Source organism: Streptomyces abyssalis (assembly GCF_001751365.1).
GTDB classification, from domain to species: domain Bacteria; phylum Actinomycetota; class Actinomycetes; order Streptomycetales; family Streptomycetaceae; genus Streptomyces; species Streptomyces abyssalis.
Map to the genome: position 1 here is coordinate 163369 of NZ_LJGT01000036.1, position 17867 is coordinate 181235.

Consider the following 17867-nt stretch of genomic DNA (forward strand, 5'->3'; position numbering starts at 1 on the left):
CCAGCGTACGCCCGCACGCGCGCCGGCCGGGCGCCGGTACGGAGCGCCCGCGACCGCGCGGTGCCGGGCGGCCGGGGTGCCTGCCGCGACCCGGTGGCTTACGGGAAGCCGGCACGCAATCCGCGGCGGGCCCGCTACTGCTTCCGCGTGCCCGTCACCGCCCGAGCCGCTCGCCCTCTCCGACGCGCACGCCCCGTGCCCAGTCGGCCGCCTTCATCGGCTTCTTGCCCTGCGGCTGCACCCACTGCAGCTCGACCGGGTGCGAACCGGTGCCCGCCCACACGGAGTTCTTGCCCGCGAGCAGCTCGGCGGGGCCCAGCTCGGTGCCCTCGGGCACGGAGTGTGCGGGGTGCTGCGTCAGCGAACGGATCTTCAGCCGCTCCCCCCGGAAGAGCGTCCACGCGCCGGGAGCGGGCGTGCAGCCCCGTACGAGACGGTCCACGCGCGGCGCCGGCGCGGCCCAGTCGACACGGGCGTCCTCGACGTCCAGCTTGGGCGCCACGGAGATGCCTTCCGCCGGCTGCGGCACGGCGCGCAGAGTGCCGTCCTCGATGCCGTCCATGGTGGCCGTGAGCAGCCCGGCGCCCGCGAAGGCGAGGCGCGTGAGGAGGTCGCCGCTGGTGTCGCTCTCCCGTACCTTCTCCGTGATCACGCCGTAGACGGGCCCGGAGTCCAGGCCCTCCTCGATGAGGAAGGTGCTGGCGCCGGTCATCTCGTCGCCGGCCAGCAGTGCGTGCTGCACGGGAGCGGCGCCGCGCCAGGCGGGAAGCAGCGAGAAGTGCAGGTTGACCCAGCCGTGGGCGGGCACGTCGAGCGCGACGCGTGGCAGCAGCGCACCGTAGGCCACGACAGGGCAGCAGTCCGGCTCGATCTCGCGGAGCCTGGCCAGGAAGTCCTCGTCCCGTGGCCGGGCCGGCTTGAGCACCTCGATGCCCGCCTCCTCGGCCCGCTGCGCGACCGGGCTGGGAACCAGATGCCGTCCGCGTCCCGCACGGGCGTCGGGCCGCGTGACGACCGCCGCCACCTCGTGCCGCTCCGAGGCGAGCAGTGAGTCGAGAGCGGGCACGGCGACCTCGGGGGTGCCGGCGAAGACGAGCTTCATCGGTGGGAACCTCTCACTGGACGGCGGCGCCGCGGTTGCCGCGGGCGGACGACGACGCGCCAGTCTACGGTCCTCACATTCCGTCATATTGCGCCGCCCGAGGGGGCGTACGGGCCGACGCGCAACCCTGCCGCCTCAACCACGCCCCGTCGGGGCGTGACCCGGGCCGCCGTTACCGCGTTGGTCAAGTCATATTGACCGAAACGAGCCGTTCCGCGGCTCCTGTTCCCTGCAAGACGGTTCGAGAGGCTTGTTCATGGCCGACCACGCAACCCACGACGCCCAGGCGAGGGCCAGCCTGCACCTGCTGGTGCGGGACATCGAGCGGGTCCGCCGCCAGGTGGACGCGCTGCGTACCCTCACCGCTCAACTCGGCAATGTCTACCGCCCGCGACGGTCCGCCCCGTCCGCGGGCTTCGTCGTCTACGGACGTGCTCCCGCTCCCACGGTGCGGCTCGCTCAGGAGCTGCGCGACAGCGTGGAGACGCTGGTCACCGCCGCAGTGGACTTCGACCGTTCGCTGGGCTTCTCCTGGGACGCGGTGGGCTCCGCGCTCGGAGTCACCAAGCAGGCGGTGCACCGCCGTTACGGCTCGCGCCGCAACGCCTCGCGCGAACAGGCCGAGGCGGGCGGGCCGTCCGCCGACGCCCCGGCTCCGCCGGCGTCACTGCCGTCGCTGCCCGGCCCGGCGGGCAGCGGGAACGCACTCCCGGCTGCCGCCGCCGCTTCCGGTGCCGGGTCCAGGTCCGCGGCGGCAACGGGCGGTGCGCTGCCGGCGTCCACGCCCGCCGCCCGGCCCGTGCCCGGCCAGCCGGGCCGCGGCCGCGACCACAGACCGGGGGCCCTCCCCGGCCCCCGCAACGGCTGACTCCTCCACGGCCGTTGCTCCACCGCCCGGTGCGCGTTCCCTGCGCCACCGGGCGGTGTGACGTCCACGTACGGAAGGAACGGCTGCCCCGCCGGCCGCCGTTGGCGCCGGGGGCTGCCGGGGTCCCACCTGGGCCCGTACGACCGCTCGTTCGACCGCTCGGCCGCAGACCGCCCGGGTCTGCCGCGCCCCCGCCGGCCCGTACCGTCAGCCGATGTCCGGCGGGTCCACCCGGATCTGCACCGGCGTCCCCTCACGCCGCGTCAGCCGTGCCACATGCGCCGTCTTCAGCGCCGACGCCAGTGCCGCACCCGACCCCTGAGGCACCCGCACCAGAGCGCGCACCCACTCCTCCCCCGCCGGCGGGTCGCCCGGGCGCCGGGGCCTGCCCTGCTGGATCACCGGAACGGGCACCGGCCCCAGCACCTCCGCGTCTCCGGGCAGCCGTGCCTGCGCGAGCAGCCCGGCCACGGCCTCGGCCCGCCCGCTGACCGCCGCCATCCGGGAGACCGGCGGGAAGCCCAGCTCCGCGCGTTCGGCGAGCTCGCGCACCGCGAAGCCCGCGGGGTCCCAGCGCACCAGCGCCTGAACGGGGCGCAGCGTGGGCTCCGCGACGATCAGCACCGTGCCGTCCCCGTCCTCGCCCCCTGCCCGGCTGCCGTCCTCGCCCTCGCTGCCCTCGCCGCCGCCTCCCGGCCGTACGAGCGCGGCCGCCGAGAGCCACCGGCGCAGCGCCTCCTCGCCTGCCCGCAGATCGGGGCGGCCCAGCAGCGCCCACGCGTCCAGCAGCACCGCCGCCGCATAGCCGGGGCCTTCCGCGACGGGCTCCGCACCGGGCGTGGAGACGATGATCGCCGGAGAGCCGGGGACGGTCTCCAGCACATGGTCACGCCCCGAGGTGCGGACCGGCACCTGGGGAAACGCCCGCCCGAGCTCCTCTGCGGTGCGGCGCGCTCCGAACACCTGACCGCGCAGCCGCGCGCCACCGCACTGTGAGCAGTGCCAGCCCGGCGACTCGCGGGCGCACCAGCCGCAGCGCAGCGCACCGTTCGCCTCAAGCGCCTCCAGCGGCCCCGAGCAGTGGGCGCAGCGGGCCGGGGCCCGGCACCGCTCGCAGGCCAGCCGCGGTACATAACCCCGCCGCGGGACCTGCACCAGGACGGGGCCGCGCCGCAGGGCGTCCCGGGCGGTGTTCCAGGCGAGGCTGGGAAGCCGCGCCGTGCGGGCCGCCGGATCACGTGCCTCGTCGTACTCGCCGACCGTACGGATCAGCGGCGCCGTCCTCCGCAGCGTCTCCCGGGCGGCCTCCAGCGGCCGGGCCCATCCCGACTCGACGAGCTGCGCGCCCTCGACCGTGCAGCTGTGCCCGCCGAGCAGGAAGCCCGCACCTTCCGTGACGGCCCGCTGGAGCAGCACTTCACGGGCGTGCGGCTGGGGCGCGTGGTCGTCGCTGTGCGCCGCGTCCCCGTCGTCCCAGAGGACTGCCAGACCGAGATCGTGCACGGGCGCGAACATCGCCGCCCGCGTGCCCACCACCGCGCGCACCGATCCGCGGTTGACGGCGAGCCAGCGCCCGTAGCGCTGCTCGGGGCCGGACTCGGCGGTCAGCAGCACATGCCGCCCCGAGCCGAGCAGCGAGGTGAGCGCGGCGTCGACGCGTTGCGCGGCCCGCCCGTCGGGCAGCACCGCCAGCGCGCCCCTGCCCGAGGCGAGCGCCGCGGCGACGGCACGCGCCAGCTCCTCCGGCCACTGCGGACCGGGCAGCGCCGTCCACACGGCCCGAGGTGTGCCGCCCTCGGCCAGGGCGCTGAGATATCCGGGCCCTTCCACATACCTCTCCCAGCTCCCCGGTGCAGGCGGTCCGGGCGGAGGCTGCGCATCCGGTGACGTGCGCTTCTCGGCACGGGCCATGCGCGGAGGCACCGCCAGCTGCACGACGTCCGCGAGCGATCCGGCGTACCGGTCGGCGACGGCGCGGCACAGCCTCAGCAGCGGCCGCGTGAGCACACGCTCCGGTGAGAGCACCTGCGCGATGGGAGCGAGCGCACCGGAGTAGTCGCTGCGCGCGGCCCGCTCCACGATGAACCCGTTGATCAGCCGGCCGCCCTCGCGGCGCCCCTCCTTCTCCCCCGCACCGAAGCGCACCCGCACCCGCACGCCGGGCTGCGCCTCCTCGTCCATCGCGGCGGGCACCGCGTAGTCGAAGTACCGGTCGAGATGTACGAGCCCTTTGTCCACCAGCACCCGCGCCACGGGCAGTTCACCGGCGAGCGCAGCCCCGCGCCACGTCCGGGGCTTCGCCTTGGGCGGCTTGCGCCTGCGCACGGTCTCCCTCAGCAGCGCAAGCTGCTCCGGCACCTCACCGGAGGACTCCCGCTGCCCGTCACCGCTGCTCACAGCGTTCAGTCATAGCAGACGGCTCGGACATGACGACCGGGTGGCAGCCCGCCCCGGCGGCCCGGGACACGACGAGGCCCGGCCACCCCAGGAGGGGCGGCCGGGCCCGTGAGTCCGTGCGCCGCGGCGCGTGGTGCCGGTGTTACAGCCCGGCGGCCTTGCGCAGCGCGTCCACGCGGTCGGTGCGCTCCCAGGTGAAGTCCGGGAGCTCACGGCCGAAGTGGCCGTACGCAGCGGTCTGCGCATAGATCGGACGGAGCAGATCCAGGTCGCGGATGATCGCGGCCGGACGCAGGTCGAAGACCTCGCTGATCGCCTGCTCGATCTTCTCCGTGTCGATGGCGGCGGTGCCGAAGGTCTCGACGAAGACGCCCACCGGCTCCGCCTTGCCGATCGCGTAGGCGACCTGGACCTCACAGCGGGTGGCGAGCTCCGCAGCGACCACGTTCTTCGCGACCCAGCGCATCGCGTACGCCGCCGACCGGTCGACCTTGGAGGGGTCCTTGCCGGAGAAGGCGCCGCCGCCGTGGCGGGCGTAGCCGCCGTACGTGTCGACGATGATCTTTCGGCCGGTCAGGCCGGCGTCGCCCATCGGGCCGCCGATCTCGAAGCGGCCGGTGGGGTTGACGAGCAGCCGGTAGCCGCTGGTGTCCAGCTTCACGCCGTCCTCGTCGACGAGGCGCTTCAGCTCCGGCTCCACGACGTACTCGCGGATGTCGGGGGCGAGCAGCGAGTCGAGGTCGATGTCCGCGGCGTGCTGCGAGGAGACGACGACGGTGTCGAGACGGACGGCCTTGTCGCCCTCGTACTCGATGGTGACCTGCGTTTTGCCGTCGGGGCGCAGGTAGGGAATGGTGCCGTTCTTGCGCACCTCGGAGAGGCGCTCGGAGAGCCGCTGGGCCAGCTGGATGGGCAGCGGCATGTACTCGGCGGTCTCGTCGCAGGCGTAGCCGAACATCAGGCCCTGGTCGCCCGCGCCCTGCTTGTCGAGTTCGTCCTCGTCGCCCTCGACCCGGTTCTCGTACGCGGTGTCGACGCCCTGCGCGATGTCCGGGGACTGCGCGCCGATGGACTCCGAGACGCCGCAGGAGGCACCGTCGAAGCCCTTCTTCGAGGAGTCGTAGCCGATGTCAAGGATCTTGTTGCGCACCAGCGAAGAGATCGGCGCGTAGGCCTTGGTGGTCACTTCACCGGCGACGTGCACCAGGCCGGTGGTGATCAGAGTCTCGACGGCGACCCGCGAGTGCGGGTCCTCCTTGAGCAGCGCGTCGAGGATGGTGTCGCTGATCTGGTCAGCAATCTTGTCAGGATGACCCTCGGTCACGGATTCCGAGGTGAACAGACGGCGGGACACATCGCTCCCTGGGGTTGCAGCGGCTGCTGGCTATTCATGGGCGGACCGGTCGGGGGCTGCGCGTCAAGCACTGACTCGATCAGTGATACGAGTCGGGGCCCAAGCACGGTCCGCCGCCAGTTTATCCATCTACGGCCGCATCCAATCACGTCGTCTCGAACTTCGATACCACGGTGACCTGCGTAACCCTGTCCCGAGCGGACCCCGAGGCGCTCTTGACGCGTTCGCGGACGAGCGTCCACTTCGTGACATACCACACAAGCCGGACTCCCCGGAACCCTTGGTTCCGCCCTGCTGCCGGGCCCGTGTCCGGATCAGGGAAAACGCAGCGCGACCAGGTCCCAAACCGTATCGGACAGCTCTTCCTTGGGGCCGTACGGGACCGGGGTCTCGCTTCCGTCCGCGGCCAGCACCACGGCCTCGCTCTCCTCCGCTCCGAAAGTCTTCCGCTCCCCCACCTCGTTCACCACGAGCAGATCGCAGCGCTTGCGCGCGAGCTTGGCGCGGCCGTTGGCGAGGACGTCGTCGGTCTCGGCCGCGAAGCCGACCACGATCTGTCCGGCGCGCGGGCGGTCGGTGGACAGTTCGGCGAGGATGTCCGGGTTGCGGACGAGGGCGACGGGGTCGGGGTCGACGCCGCTGCGCTTCTTGATCTTGCCCGAGGCGTACACGGCGGGCCGGAAGTCCGCGACGGCGGCCGCCATCACGACGGCGTCGGCGTCGGCGGCGGCCTTGATGACCGCCTCGCGCAGCTGCACGGCTGTCTCCACGGGCACCACGTCGACGCCCGCGGGAGCCGGCAGCACGCTGTTCGCCGCGACCAGGGTGACGCGCGCTCCGCGGGCGGCAGCCGTACGGGCCAGCGCGTAGCCCTGTTTCCCCGACGAACGGTTGCCCAGGTAACGGACCGGGTCGAGCGGTTCGCGCGTACCGCCCGCGCTGATCACCACGTGACGCCCGACGAGGTCGGCGGGCACCTCCGCGCTCGCCCGGCTCAGCACGCGCCGGCACAGCTCGAAGATCCTCTCGGGGTCCGGGAGACGCCCCTTGCCCGTGTCGGCCCCCGTCAGACGGCCGACGGCCGGCTCGACGACGAGGCAGCCGCGGCGGCGCAGCGTGGCGACGTTCTCCTGCGTGGCCGGGTGCTCCCACATCTCGGTGTGCATGGCGGGCGCGAAGATCACCGGACATCGCGCGGTGAGGAGCGTATTCGTCAGCAGGTCGTCCGCGAGGCCGTGTGCCGCCTTGGCGAGGACGTCGGCAGTCGCGGGGGCGACCACGACCAGGTCGGCGCTCTGCCCGATCCGTACGTGCGGGACCTCGTGGACCGAATCCCACACGTCCGTCGCCACGGGGTGGCCGGACAGCGCCGCGAACGTGGCTTCGCCGACGAAGCGCAGCGCCGACGCCGTCGGCACCACCCGCGTCTCGTGGCCGCTCTCCGTCAGGTGCCGCAGCAGCTCACACGCCTTGTAGGCGGCGATGCCTCCGGTGACTCCCAGAACGACCCTGGACCGCTCCTGCTGGCGCTGCTCCATCGCTCGCCTCTCCCCACGAGAGCCCGTCTGTCCGGGCCGGCCTGCACTGCATCTGCGTTTCCGCTTTCCCGCACATGACACACCACGGGCCCGGCAGCCGCGCTGCCGGGCCCGTGTGAAGCCTGATGTCCCGCGTGCTCGCCGGGAGCCGCTACTGCGTGACCGGCACGTCGACGGCCTCGGAGGTCAGCAGCCCCGCGTTGATCTCGCGGAGAGCGATCGAGAGCGGCTTCTCGTGGACGTGGGTGTCCACCAGGGGGCCCACGTACTCGAGGAGGCCCTCACCGAGCTGCGAGTAGTACGCGTTGATCTGCCGCGCGCGCTTGGCCGCGTAGATCACCAGGCTGTACTTCGAGTCGGTGGCTTCGAGCAGCTCATCAATCGGCGGGTTGATGATGCCCTCGGGCGTGGAGATGGAAGAGGACACGCTCTGCCTTCCGGAGGGTGTGTGAAGGTGGAAAAAGATCAAGAATCAAGCGATCCGCATCAAGGCTAGCAGCTCGGCACTGACGTCCTCGACGGAGGTATTGACAAGGGTGACATCGAACTCTTCTTCTGCCGCCAGCTCGGTGCGGGCGACGGCGAGGCGGCGCTCGATCACCTCGGGCGCCTCGGTGCCCCGGCCGGTCAGGCGGCGTACGAGCTCATCCCAGCTGGGGGGCGCGAGGAAGACGAGCCGGGCCGAGGGCATCGCCTGCTGCACCAGCCGCGCGCCCTGGAGATCGATCTCGAGCAGGACGGGCTCGCCCCGCTCGAGATGCTCCAGTACGGCGCCGCGCGGGGTCCCGTAGCGGTTCCCCGCGAATTCCGCCCACTCCAGCAGCTCGCCGTTGGCGACCAGCTTGTCGAACTTCTCGTCGTCCACGAAGAAGTAGTGCACACCGTGCACCTCGCCGGGCCGCGGTCTGCGCGTGGTCGCGGAGACGGACAGCCAGACCTCGGGGTGGGCCTTGCGCAGATGCGCGACGACCGTGCTCTTGCCGACGCCCGAAGGGCCGGAGAGCACGGTCAGCCGCGGCGTGCCGGCGGGAGGTTCGGGGGTGGCCCCCCGGGGTGCTGCTGTACTCATGCAGCGATTATCCCGGTTTTCGGCGGTGCCTTGCCACCACGGCACCGCAGGCCGCAGCCCGCGGTGCCGTGCAGTGCGAGGTCAGGCGGACGCACCGCCGAACTCCCGCTCCAGAGCGGCGATCTGGTTGGAGCCGAGGCCGCGTACACGGCGGCTCTCGGAGATCCCGAGACGCTCCATGATCTGCTTGGCGCGGACCTTGCCGACGCCCGGCAGACTCTCCAGGAGAGCGCTGACCTTCATCTTGCCGATGACGTCGTTCTCCTGGCCCTGTTTGATCACATCGTGAAGGGTCGCGCCGGAGTGCTTAAGCCGGTTCTTGACCTCGGCGCGCTCCCGGCGAGCCGCGGCGGCCTTTTCGAGCGCGGCTGCGCGCTGTTCAGGGGTAAGGGGCGGAAGAGCCACGCCTACGTCACCTCAGTTAGAACTGTCGGAAATGGATTCGGTGAGGAACCTCGCAGCCCCGCATGGGCGGAGCCGACGAGCAACGCGCCTGTTCACGCTGCTCCCGACGGAGACTAGCGGGCGACAGCGCCTGAGTCAGCGAGAACTGCGGAAAAGTCCTGGTCAGACTCCAGCCGATCGGTACATACAGGGACAAAACAACCCAGTTTTTTGCCCAACTGCGCGTTTTTTCACGGGCGTCGGCCTTCGGATACCGCATTGCCGCAGGTATGGCGCGGGTGCGGGGCGGCGGCAGAAGCGGTGTTGTGAAGGGGCGCCGGGGGCGGGTGACGGCCGCATCAGTCGAGCGGTTCACACCGTTGTGTGCAGATCTGCATGGTTCGTGCAGCTACATACAGCTACGTACGGACGCGTACCGCCCGTGCGGCTTCACGCGACCGTCTCGGCCATCAGACCTGCTTCGCGGGCTGCCGCCTCGCGCAGCGCCGCGGGCGACGGCCCATGCCGCAGCACCCCCCTGCTGATGCTCGGCAGGACGTTGCCCACGGCCGGGCCGAAGACACCCGGCAGATCGCCGGCGGTGGCGCCCTGCGCCCCGATACCCGGGGCGAGCAGCGCGCCGCCCATGTCGAGATCGACGCCCAGTTCGTTCAGCGTGCCGCCGAGCGTCGCTCCGACGACCGCGCCGAAGGAGCCGAGCGGGGCTTCGCCGGCGTTCTCCGCCGCGAGGTGTCGCAGCACGGTGGCCGCGACGGTGCGGCCGCCGCCCCGTACGGCGTGCTGCACCTCGGCGCCCTCCGGGTTGGAGGTCAGAGCGAGCACGAAGAGCCCGCATCCCGCCGCGCGGGCACGGTCGAGCGCCGGACGCAGCGACCCGAAGCCCAGATAGGGGCTGACGGTGAGCGCGTCCGAGAAGAGAGGGGAGGACGGGTCGAGGTAGGCGTCGGCGTAGGCGGCCATGGTCGATCCGATGTCACCGCGCTTGGCGTCCATGACGACCAGCGCCCCGGCGTCCCGGGATTCGGCGACGGCCCGTTCCAGGACGGCGACGCCGCGGGATCCGAACCGTTCGAAGAAGGCGGACTGGGGCTTGAGCACGGCGACCCGGTCCGCCAGCGCCTCCACGACGGTGCGCGTGAAGCGTTCGAGGCCGGCGATGTCGTCGCCGAGCCCCCAGTCGGCCAGCAGCGCGGCGTGCGGATCGATGCCGACGCAGAGCGGACCGCGCTCGTCCATGGCACGGCGCAGCCGGGCGCCGAACGGCTCCAGGCGGGCGGTGCTTCGCGGGTTCCTGGTGTTCTGGGTGTCCGTGGTGTCCGGGTCCGCCGGGCTCATGCGGCTTCGGCCTTCCTGTGTCCGGCGCCGACTGCCTCGGCGAGAGTGTCGTAGGGGCTCGCAGCGAGCCGCGCCGCCAGCCCTTCGTGCAGTTTCCGGGGCCAGCCGGGGCCCTCGTAGACGAAGGCGCTGTAGCCCTGTACGAGCGTGGCACCTGCGAGGATGCGCTGCCACACGTCCTCGGCGGTGGTGACCCCGCCGACGCCGACGAGGGTGACGCGGCCGCCGACCCGCGCGTACAGGCGGCGCAGCACCTCCAGCGACCGGGCCTGGAGCGGAGCGCCGGAGAGGCCGCCGGTCTCCGCGGTGACCGAAGGGCCGGAGCTCAGGGCGAGGCCCTCACGGGCGACGGTGGTGTTCGTGGCGATGATGCCCTCGAGTCCGAGCTCGACGGCCAGGTCCGCGACGGCGTCGACGTCCTCGTCCGCCAGGTCCGGCGCGATCTTGACCAGCAGCGGCACGCGGCGTCCGGGGACGGCCTCGTCGGCGGCCTCCCGTACGGCGGCGAGCAGCGGGCGGAGGGACTCGGTGGCCTGGAGGGCGCGCAGACCGGGGGTGTTGGGCGAGGAGACGTTGACGACGAGGTAGTCGGCGTACGCGGCGAGCCGCCGGGTGGAGCTGACGTAGTCGCCCACGGCCTCCTCGTCGGACACCGCCTTCGTCCTGCCGATGTTGACGCCGACCACCGGCGAGCGGCGGGTGACGCCGCGGCGGCGTGTGCGGGCCGCGAGCCGGGCGGCGACCGCTGCCGACCCGTGGTTGTTGAACCCCATGCGGTTGATCAGGGCCCGGTCCGGCACGAGCCGGAAGAGCCGCTTGCGCGGATTGCCGGGCTGCGGCCGTCCGGTGACGGTGCCGACCTCGACGTGGTCGAAGCCCAGCACCGCCAGTCCGTCGACGCCCTCGGCGTTCTTGTCGAAGCCGGCGGCGAGCCCGAAGGGCCCCGGCATGCTGCGTCCCAGGGCGTGCACCCTCAGCTCCACGTGGCGTGGGGCGAAGCGGGCGGCGAGCAGACCGCGCACGACCGGCGTCCGTCCGGCGAGACGGATCAAGGCGAAGGCCAGCCGGTGGGCCCTCTCCGGGTCCATCCGCGCCAACACGGTCTTGAAGAGCAGGGAGTACATGGCGGGCGTGCCTTCGTGTGCGTACGGGCGGTGGGGTCGGCGGGATCCGGGATCCGGAAGGACTCGGCGGCGGACGGGCGGTCCCGGCCGGGCCGTGCGGTCGCGTTGACCGCACGGTCCGGCCGGACCGGTTCAGCCGGACCCGCGGGCCGCCGTGAGGTGGTCCGCGTGGTCCTGGAGCGAACGGACCCCGACCTCGCCGCGCGCCATCGCCTCGATGCCCTGCACCGCGGCGGCGAGCGCCTGGACGGTGGTGAGGCACGGGACGGCACGGGCGACGGCGGCGGTGCGGATGTCGTATCCGTCCAGGCGTCCGCCCGTGCCCCAGGGGGTGTTGACGATGAGGTCGATGTGCCCGTCGTGGATCAGCTGGACGATGGTGGGTTCGCCGTCCGGGCCGGGACCCTGGCTGTGCTTGCGTACGACGGCGGCGTTGATGCCGTTGCGCCTGAGGACTTCCGCGGTGCCGGACGTGGCCATCAACTCGAAGCCCATGGCGGCGAGTTCGCGCGCCGGGAAGATCAGCGACCGCTTGTCCCGGTTGGCGACCGAGACGAATGCGCGGCCCTTGGTGGGCAGCGCTCCGTACGCGGCCGCCTGGGACTTGGCGTAGGAGGTGCCGAACACGGCGTCGATGCCCATGACTTCGCCGGTGGAGCGCATCTCCGGTCCGAGTACGGTGTCCACGCCCCGGCCCTGCACGTCACGGAATCGGGTCCAGGGCAGCACCGCCTCCTTGACGGAGATCGGCGCGTCGAGCGGCAGGTCGCCGCCGTCGCCCGTGGCCGGGAGCATGCCCTCGGCGCGCAGTTCCGCGACGGTCGCGCCCAGCGAGATGCGGGCCGCGGCCTTGGCCAGGGGGACCGCCGTGGCCTTGGAGGTGAAGGGGACGGTGCGGGAGGCACGGGGGTTGGCCTCCAGTACGTAGAGGATGTCCCCGGCCATCGCGAACTGGATGTTGATCAGCCCGCGCACACCCACGCCGCGCGCGATGGCCTCCGTCGAGGCGCGCAGGCGCTTGACGTCGTGCCCGCCGAGGGTGATGGGCGGCAGCGCGCAGGCGGAGTCGCCGGAGTGGATGCCGGCCTCCTCGATGTGCTCCATGACGCCGCCGAGGTAGAGCTCGTGGCCGTCGTAGAGGGCGTCGACGTCGATCTCGATGGCGTCGTCGAGGAACCGGTCGATGAGCACGGGGTGTTCGGAGATCAGGCCCGCGTGACGCTCCAAGTAGGCGGCGAGCGCTGCGTCGTCGTAGACGATCTCCATGCCGCGGCCGCCGAGTACGTACGAAGGACGCACCATCACCGGGTAGTTGATGCCGGCGGCGATCTCCCGCGCCTGGTCGAAGGAGTAGGCGGTGCCGTACTTGGGCGCGGGCAGCCCCGCCTCCTCCAGCACCCGCCCGAAGGCGCCGCGCTCCTCGGCGAGATTGATCGCCTCGGGTGAAGTGCCCACGACCGGGACGCCGTTGTCCTTCAGCGCCTGGGCCAGGCCCAGCGGTGTCTGGCCGCCGAGCTGGACGAGTACGCCCGCGACGGGGCCGGCCGCCTGCTCGGCGTGGACGATCTCCAGCACGTCCTCCAGCGTGAGCGGCTCGAAGTAGAGCCGGTCGGAGGTGTCGTAGTCGGTGGAGACCGTCTCCGGGTTGCAGTTGACCATGACGGTCTCGTAGCCGGCCTCGCCCAGCGCGAATGAGGCGTGCACGCAGGAGTAGTCGAACTCGATGCCCTGGCCGATGCGGTTGGGACCCGAGCCGAGGATGATCACGGCGGGCTTCTCGCGCGGTGCGACCTCGTTCTCCTCGTCGTAGGAGGAGTAGAAGTAGGGCGTACGGGCGGCGAATTCGGCGGCGCAGGTGTCGACCGTCTTGTAGACGGGACGGACGCCCAGCGCGTGCCGCACCTCGCGCACGACGTCCTCGCGCAGGGACCGTACGGCCGCGATCTGGGCGTCCGAGAAGCCGTACCGCTTGGCGCCGGCAAGCAGGGCCGGGCTCAGCTCCCGTGCGGCGGCGAGCTCTTCGGCGACCTCGTGGATCAGGAAGAGCTGGTCGGTGAACCAGGGGTCGATCTTCGTGGCGTCGAAGACCTCCTCCTGGGTAGCCCCGGCACGGATCGCGTCCATCACGGTGTTGATGCGCCCGTCGGTGGGGCGTGCGGCCTGTCTCAGCAGAGCGCTCTTCTCCCCCACCGGGGAGGTGAAGTCGAACTGGCTGCCCTTCCTCTCCAGCGAGCGCAGCGCCTTGTTCAGCGCCTCGGGGAAGTTGCGGCCGATGGCCATCGCCTCGCCGACCGACTTCATCGTGGTCGTCAGGGTGTCGTCCGCGCCCGTGAACTTCTCGAAGGCGAACCGCGGCGCCTTGACCACCACGTAGTCGAGCGTCGGCTCGAACGAGGCGGGAGTCTGCTCGGTGATGTCGTTGGGGATCTCGTCCAGCGTGTAGCCCACCGCCAGTTTCGCCGCGATCTTGGCGATCGGGAATCCCGTGGCCTTGGAGGCGAGAGCGGACGAACGCGAGACCCGGGGGTTCATCTCGATCACGACGACCCGCCCGTCGGAGGGGTCGACGGCGAACTGGATGTTGCAGCCGCCGGTGTCGACACCGACCTCGCGGATCACGGCGATGCCGATGTCCCGGAGGATCTGGTATTCGCGGTCGGTGAGCGTCATCGCCGGCGCGACGGTGATGGAGTCGCCGGTGTGCACACCCATGGGGTCGAAGTTCTCGATGGAACAGACGACCACGACGTTGTCGTGCTTGTCGCGCATCAGCTCCAGTTCGTACTCCTTCCACCCGAGGATGGACTCCTCCAGCAGCACCTCGGTGGTCGGGGAGAGAGTCAGGCCCTGCCCCGCGATGCGGCGCAGTTCCTCCTCGTCGTGGGCGAAGCCGGAGCCCGCGCCGCCCATCGTGAAGGACGGCCGTACGACGACGGGGTAGCCGCCCAGGTTCTCCACCCCGGCCAGCACCTCGTCCATCGAGTGGCAGATGACCGAACGGGCGGACTCGCCGTGGCCGGTGCGCTCGCGCACCGCCTCGACGACCTCCTTGAACTGGTCGCGGTCCTCGCCCTTGTTGATGGCTTCGACGTTCGCGCCGATCAGCTCCACGCCGTACTCGGCCAGCGTGCCCGCCTCGTGCAGCGAGATCGCCGTGTTGAGCGCCGTCTGGCCGCCCAGGGTCGGCAGCAGTGCGTCGGGACGCTCCTTCGCGATGATCTTCGTGACGAACTCCGGTGTGATCGGCTCGACGTACGTGGCGTCCGCGATCTCGGGGTCGGTCATGATCGTCGCCGGGTTGGAGTTGACGAGGATCACCCGCAGCCCCTCCGACTTCAGCACCCGGCAGGCCTGCGTACCGGAGTAGTCGAACTCGGCCGCCTGACCGATCACGATCGGGCCCGAGCCGATCACCAGAACGGACTCGATGTCGGTGCGCTTAGGCACGCCGGTCCTCCATGTGCGCCTTGGTGCTTTGCTGGTCGTCCGGGACGCTCGCATCGTCGTCGTATGCGCCGCCCACGCCGTTCGCCGCGCCTTCCATCAGCGCGGTGAAACGGTCGAAGAGGTAGGCGGCGTCGTGCGGGCCGGCCGCCGCCTCGGGGTGGTACTGGACGCTGAAGGCCGGGCGGTCCAGGAGCCGCAGCCCTTCCACCACGTCGTCGTTGAGGCAGACGTGGGAGACCTCCGCCCGGCCGTACGGGGTGTCGGAAACCGTGCCCAGCGGCGCATCGACCGCGAACCCGTGGTTGTGCGCGGTGACTTCGACCTTGCCGGTGACCCGGTCCTGGACCGGCTGGTTGACCCCCCGGTGCCCGTACTTGAGCTTGAACGTGCCGAAGCCCAGGGCGCGTCCGAGGATCTGGTTGCCGAAGCAGATGCCGAACAGCGGCGTGCCGCGCTCCAGCACCGCGCGCATCAGGGCGACGGGCTGGTCTGCCGTGGCGGGATCGCCGGGCCCGTTGGAGAAGAACACCCCGTCCGGCCGGACCGCGTAGAGATCCTCCACGCTCGCGTCCGCCGGCAGCACGTGCACCTCTATGCCGCGCTCGGCCATGCGGTGCGGCGTCATGCCCTTGATCCCGAGGTCGACGGCGGCGACGGTGAAACGTTTTGCGCCGTGCGCCGGCACCATGTACGCCTCCCGGGTCGCCACCTCGCCGCACAGGTCGGCGCCCGTCATCGCCGGTGCGGAGCGCACCCGTTCCAGCAGCGCCGCCGCGTCGGACGAGGCCGCGTCCCCGGAGAAGATCCCGGCGCGCATCGCGCCGCGCTCGCGCAGGTGCCGTGTGAGCGCGCGGGTGTCGACGCCGCTGATGCCGACGACGCCCTGCGCGGCCAGCTCCTCGTCCAGGGTGCGCACGGAGCGCCAGTTGGAGGGCCTGCGGGCCGGGTCGCGTACGACGTATCCGGCGACCCAGATGCGGCCGGACTCCGGATCCTCGTCGTTGACGCCGGTGTTGCCGATGTGCGGGGCGGTCATCACGACCACCTGACGGTGGTAGGAGGGGTCGGTGAGGGTCTCCTGGTATCCCGTCATCCCGGTGTTGAAGACGGCTTCCCCGAAGGTCTCCCCCACCGCCCCGTAGGCGCGTCCACGGAAGCTGCGGCCGTCCTCCAGCACGAGTACGGCCGTACCCCCGGCGGCCGGCCGGTCGGTGCTCGTCATCATGTGTCCCTCTCAGGGGTCGCCACGGGCTGGTGGTGCGGGCCGGCGACGCCGCTGTCGCCGGATGCGAGTGCTTCGAGCCGCTCCGCCCAGGCCGCGTGCCCCTCGGCGCGGTCGAAGCGGAAGCCGGAGTCGATGCGGCGGTCGCCGAGCTGCCAGGTGATCACCAGCAGCCCGCCCTCGGTGAGGACCTTGCCGGCGATCCCCTTGTCCAGGCGGGCGCCGTGCAGCTGCGCCGCCGGGATGAGGAAGTCCTTCGCCCCGGGCCGCACGACATGGACGCCCGCCTCGGTCAGCGTGAGCTCGGCGCGGCTGCGGGTGCCGAGACCGTGGGCGACGATCCGGTCCAGCCACTGCCCGGCCGTGGTGGAGCCGTGGTAGCGCCCGTCGGCGTGCAGCTGGGTCTCGCCGCTCTCCTCCTGCGCCGGAGGCGCGGACGGTTCGGGCAGGTCGCCCTGGAGGGTGCCGCGCCACTTCCAGCCCTGCCGCATCAGCCAGTACAGCAGTGCGACGAACAGCAGCAGCCCGACCACCCAGCCGATGCGCGCCGCCCAGTCGGTGACCTCCTGCGACCTCGGCTCCGCCGCCGGCGCGGAAGCCGGTCTCAGCTCCAGGGCGGCGGCCAGGCCGGCGGCGAGGTCGGCGGCCGGCGATGCGAGAGATTGTGCGATCACGCCAGTTTCCCGTCGACGAGTGTTGCCCGTCCCCGCAGCCAGGTGTGCGTCACGCGTCCCGGCAGTTCACGGCCCTCGTAGGGGGTGTTACGGCTGCGGGAGGCGAAGCCCGCGGGGTCCACCGTCCCACGGTAGCCGGGGTCGATGAGCAGCAGGTTCGCGGGTTCGCCGGCGGCGACGGGACGGCCCTGGCCGTGCAGGCGGCCGATGGCGGCCGGGCGGTACGACATCCGCTCGGCGAGGCCCGCCCAGTCCAGCAGGCCGGTCTCGACCATCGTGTGCTGCAGCACCGGCAGCGCCGTCTCCAGGCCGACCATCCCCATGGCCGCCGCGCCCCATTCGCAGTCCTTGTCCTCGTGCGGGTGCGGGGCGTGGTCCGTGGCGACGCAGTCGATGGTGCCGTCGGCGAGCGCCTCCCGGAGCGCGTTGACGTCGGCCTCGGTGCGCAGCGGCGGGTTCACCTTGTAGACGGGGTCGTAGGACCGTACGAGCTCGTCGGTCAGCAGCAGATGGTGCGGGGTGACCTCGGCGGTGACGTTCCAGCCCTTGGACTTGGCCCAGCGCACCAGCTCCACCGAGCCCGCCGTGGACAGGTGGCAGATGTGCACGCGTGAGCCGACGTGGGCGGCGAGCAGCACGTCGCGTGCGATGACCGACTCCTCGGCGACGGCGGGCCAGCCGCCCAGGCCGAGTTCGGCGGAGACGGTGCCCTCGTTCATCTGCGCGCCCTCGGTCAGCCGGGGCTCCTGCGCATGCTGGGCGACGACGCCGTCGAATGCCTTCACGTACTCCAGCGCCCGGCGCATGATCACGGCGTCGTCGACGCATTTCCCGTCGTCGGAGAAGACCCGCACCCCCGCCGCGGAGTCGTGCATGGCGCCCAGTTCGGCGAGCTGCTTGCCTTCCAGGCCGACGGTGACGGCGCCGACGGGCTGCACGTCGCAGTAGCCGGACTCGCGGCCCAGGCGCCACACCTGTTCGACGACGCCGGCGGTGTCGGCGACGGGGAAGGTGTTGGCCATGGCGTGCACGGCGGTGAAGCCGCCCTTCGCCGCCGCCATGGTGCCCGTGAGCACGGTCTCGGAGTCCTCGCGGCCGGGCTCGCGCAGGTGGGTGTGGAGATCGACGAGGCCGGGGAGGAGGATCCGGCCGTCGGCCTCGATCACCTCCGCGCCCGCGGCGGTGATGCCGCTGCCGGTCTCGGCGATCGTCTGACCGTCGATCAGTACGTCCTGAGGGGGGCCGCCGAGCACACTCGCGCCGCGGAGGAGCGTCTTGCCGGTGGTGCCCTGGGCGCCGCCGGCGCCGGTGATGCTGTTCTTGCCTGCCATG

The 17867-nt window shown here is 72.0% G+C and carries 13 protein-coding genes and 1 pseudogene; 1 reads left to right on the top strand and 13 read right to left on the bottom strand.

Annotated features, from left to right (window positions below; all coding sequences use genetic code 11):
- Nucleotides 1-154 precede the first annotated feature (154 nt).
- Complete coding sequence (gene fmt / locus AN215_RS01475; protein WP_070012646.1) at nucleotides 155-1102, bottom strand: methionyl-tRNA formyltransferase; 948 nt, start codon at nucleotides 1100-1102, stop codon at nucleotides 155-157.
- Nucleotides 1103-1358: 256 nt separating this feature from the next.
- On the opposite strand from fmt, the gene AN215_RS01480 reads away from it, so the two are divergent.
- Nucleotides 1359-1970 carry a hypothetical protein gene (locus AN215_RS01480; RefSeq protein WP_070012645.1) on the top strand — a complete coding sequence of 204 codons (612 nt, stop codon included), beginning with the start codon at nucleotides 1359-1361 and terminating at the stop codon, nucleotides 1968-1970.
- A 207-nt stretch (nucleotides 1971-2177) separates the two neighbouring features.
- On the opposite strand, the gene AN215_RS01485 is transcribed toward AN215_RS01480, so the two are convergent.
- The 12 genes and pseudogenes from AN215_RS01485 to AN215_RS01540 form a co-directional block, all read right to left on the bottom strand.
- Nucleotides 2178-4367 carry a primosomal protein N' gene (locus tag AN215_RS01485; RefSeq protein WP_070012644.1) on the bottom strand — a complete coding sequence of 730 codons (2190 nt, stop codon included), beginning with the start codon at nucleotides 4365-4367 and terminating at the stop codon, nucleotides 2178-2180.
- 142 nt (nucleotides 4368-4509) lie between these two features.
- Nucleotides 4510-5721 (bottom strand): methionine adenosyltransferase, encoded by a 1212-nt coding sequence (metK, locus tag AN215_RS01490; RefSeq protein WP_070012643.1) that lies wholly within the window; start codon nucleotides 5719-5721, stop codon nucleotides 4510-4512.
- A 314-nt stretch (nucleotides 5722-6035) separates the two neighbouring features.
- A complete protein-coding gene (gene coaBC, locus AN215_RS01495) occupies nucleotides 6036-7259 on the bottom strand; it encodes a bifunctional phosphopantothenoylcysteine decarboxylase/phosphopantothenate--cysteine ligase CoaBC (protein ID WP_070012642.1) in 1224 nt (407 codons plus the stop codon).
- Nucleotides 7260-7410: 151 nt separating this feature from the next.
- Nucleotides 7411-7686: a DNA-directed RNA polymerase subunit omega gene (gene rpoZ / locus AN215_RS01500; protein WP_028431631.1), complete on the bottom strand. Its 276-nt coding sequence runs from the start codon at nucleotides 7684-7686 to the stop codon at nucleotides 7411-7413.
- Between the two features lie 45 nt (nucleotides 7687-7731).
- On the bottom strand, nucleotides 7732-8328 hold the full coding sequence (gene gmk, locus AN215_RS01505; protein WP_070012641.1) for a guanylate kinase: 597 nt from the start codon (nucleotides 8326-8328) through the stop codon (nucleotides 7732-7734).
- Nucleotides 8329-8409: 81 nt separating this feature from the next.
- Nucleotides 8410-8733 carry an integration host factor, actinobacterial type gene (mihF, locus tag AN215_RS01510; protein WP_028431629.1) on the bottom strand — a complete coding sequence of 108 codons (324 nt, stop codon included), beginning with the start codon at nucleotides 8731-8733 and terminating at the stop codon, nucleotides 8410-8412.
- A gap of 429 nt (nucleotides 8734-9162) precedes the next feature.
- Nucleotides 9163-10002 carry an orotidine-5'-phosphate decarboxylase gene (gene pyrF / locus AN215_RS01515; protein ID WP_275520712.1) on the bottom strand — a complete coding sequence of 280 codons (840 nt, stop codon included), beginning with the start codon at nucleotides 10000-10002 and terminating at the stop codon, nucleotides 9163-9165.
- Nucleotides 10003-10064: 62 nt separating this feature from the next.
- Nucleotides 10065-11192 (bottom strand): quinone-dependent dihydroorotate dehydrogenase, encoded by a 1128-nt coding sequence (locus AN215_RS01520; protein ID WP_070012640.1) that lies wholly within the window; start codon nucleotides 11190-11192, stop codon nucleotides 10065-10067.
- A 132-nt stretch (nucleotides 11193-11324) separates the two neighbouring features.
- Nucleotides 11325-14639 carry a carbamoyl-phosphate synthase large subunit gene (gene carB, locus AN215_RS01525; RefSeq protein WP_070012639.1) on the bottom strand — a complete coding sequence of 1105 codons (3315 nt, stop codon included), beginning with the start codon at nucleotides 14637-14639 and terminating at the stop codon, nucleotides 11325-11327.
- 88 nt (nucleotides 14640-14727) lie between these two features.
- Nucleotides 14728-15861, bottom strand: a pseudogene (gene carA, locus AN215_RS01530) (glutamine-hydrolyzing carbamoyl-phosphate synthase small subunit); the annotation flags it as partial.
- Entirely contained in the window at nucleotides 15861-16475 is a 615-nt protein-coding gene (locus AN215_RS01535) for a PH-like domain-containing protein (protein WP_070012760.1), read from the bottom strand. The gene AN215_RS01535 and the pseudogene carA, both read right to left, overlap by 1 nt.
- Nucleotides 16476-16531: 56 nt before the next feature.
- Nucleotides 16532-17866 carry a dihydroorotase gene (locus AN215_RS01540; RefSeq protein WP_070012638.1) on the bottom strand — a complete coding sequence of 445 codons (1335 nt, stop codon included), beginning with the start codon at nucleotides 17864-17866 and terminating at the stop codon, nucleotides 16532-16534.
- Nucleotide 17867: the final 1 nt, after the last annotated feature.

Coding starts and splice junctions, on each gene's coding strand:
- fmt (WP_070012646.1), bottom strand. CDS start 1,102: ATGAAGCTCGTCTTCGCCGGCACCCCCGAGGTCGCCGTGCCCGCTCTC.
- AN215_RS01480 (WP_070012645.1), top strand. CDS start 1,359: ATGGCCGACCACGCAACCCACGACGCCCAGGCGAGGGCCAGCCTGCAC.
- coaBC (WP_070012642.1), bottom strand. CDS start 7,259: ATGGAGCAGCGCCAGCAGGAGCGGTCCAGGGTCGTTCTGGGAGTCACC.
- gmk (WP_070012641.1), bottom strand. CDS start 8,328: ATGAGTACAGCAGCACCCCGGGGGGCCACCCCCGAACCTCCCGCCGGC.
- AN215_RS01520 (WP_070012640.1), bottom strand. CDS start 11,192: ATGTACTCCCTGCTCTTCAAGACCGTGTTGGCGCGGATGGACCCGGAG.
- AN215_RS01540 (WP_070012638.1), bottom strand. CDS start 17,866: ATGGCAGGCAAGAACAGCATCACCGGCGCCGGCGGCGCCCAGGGCACC.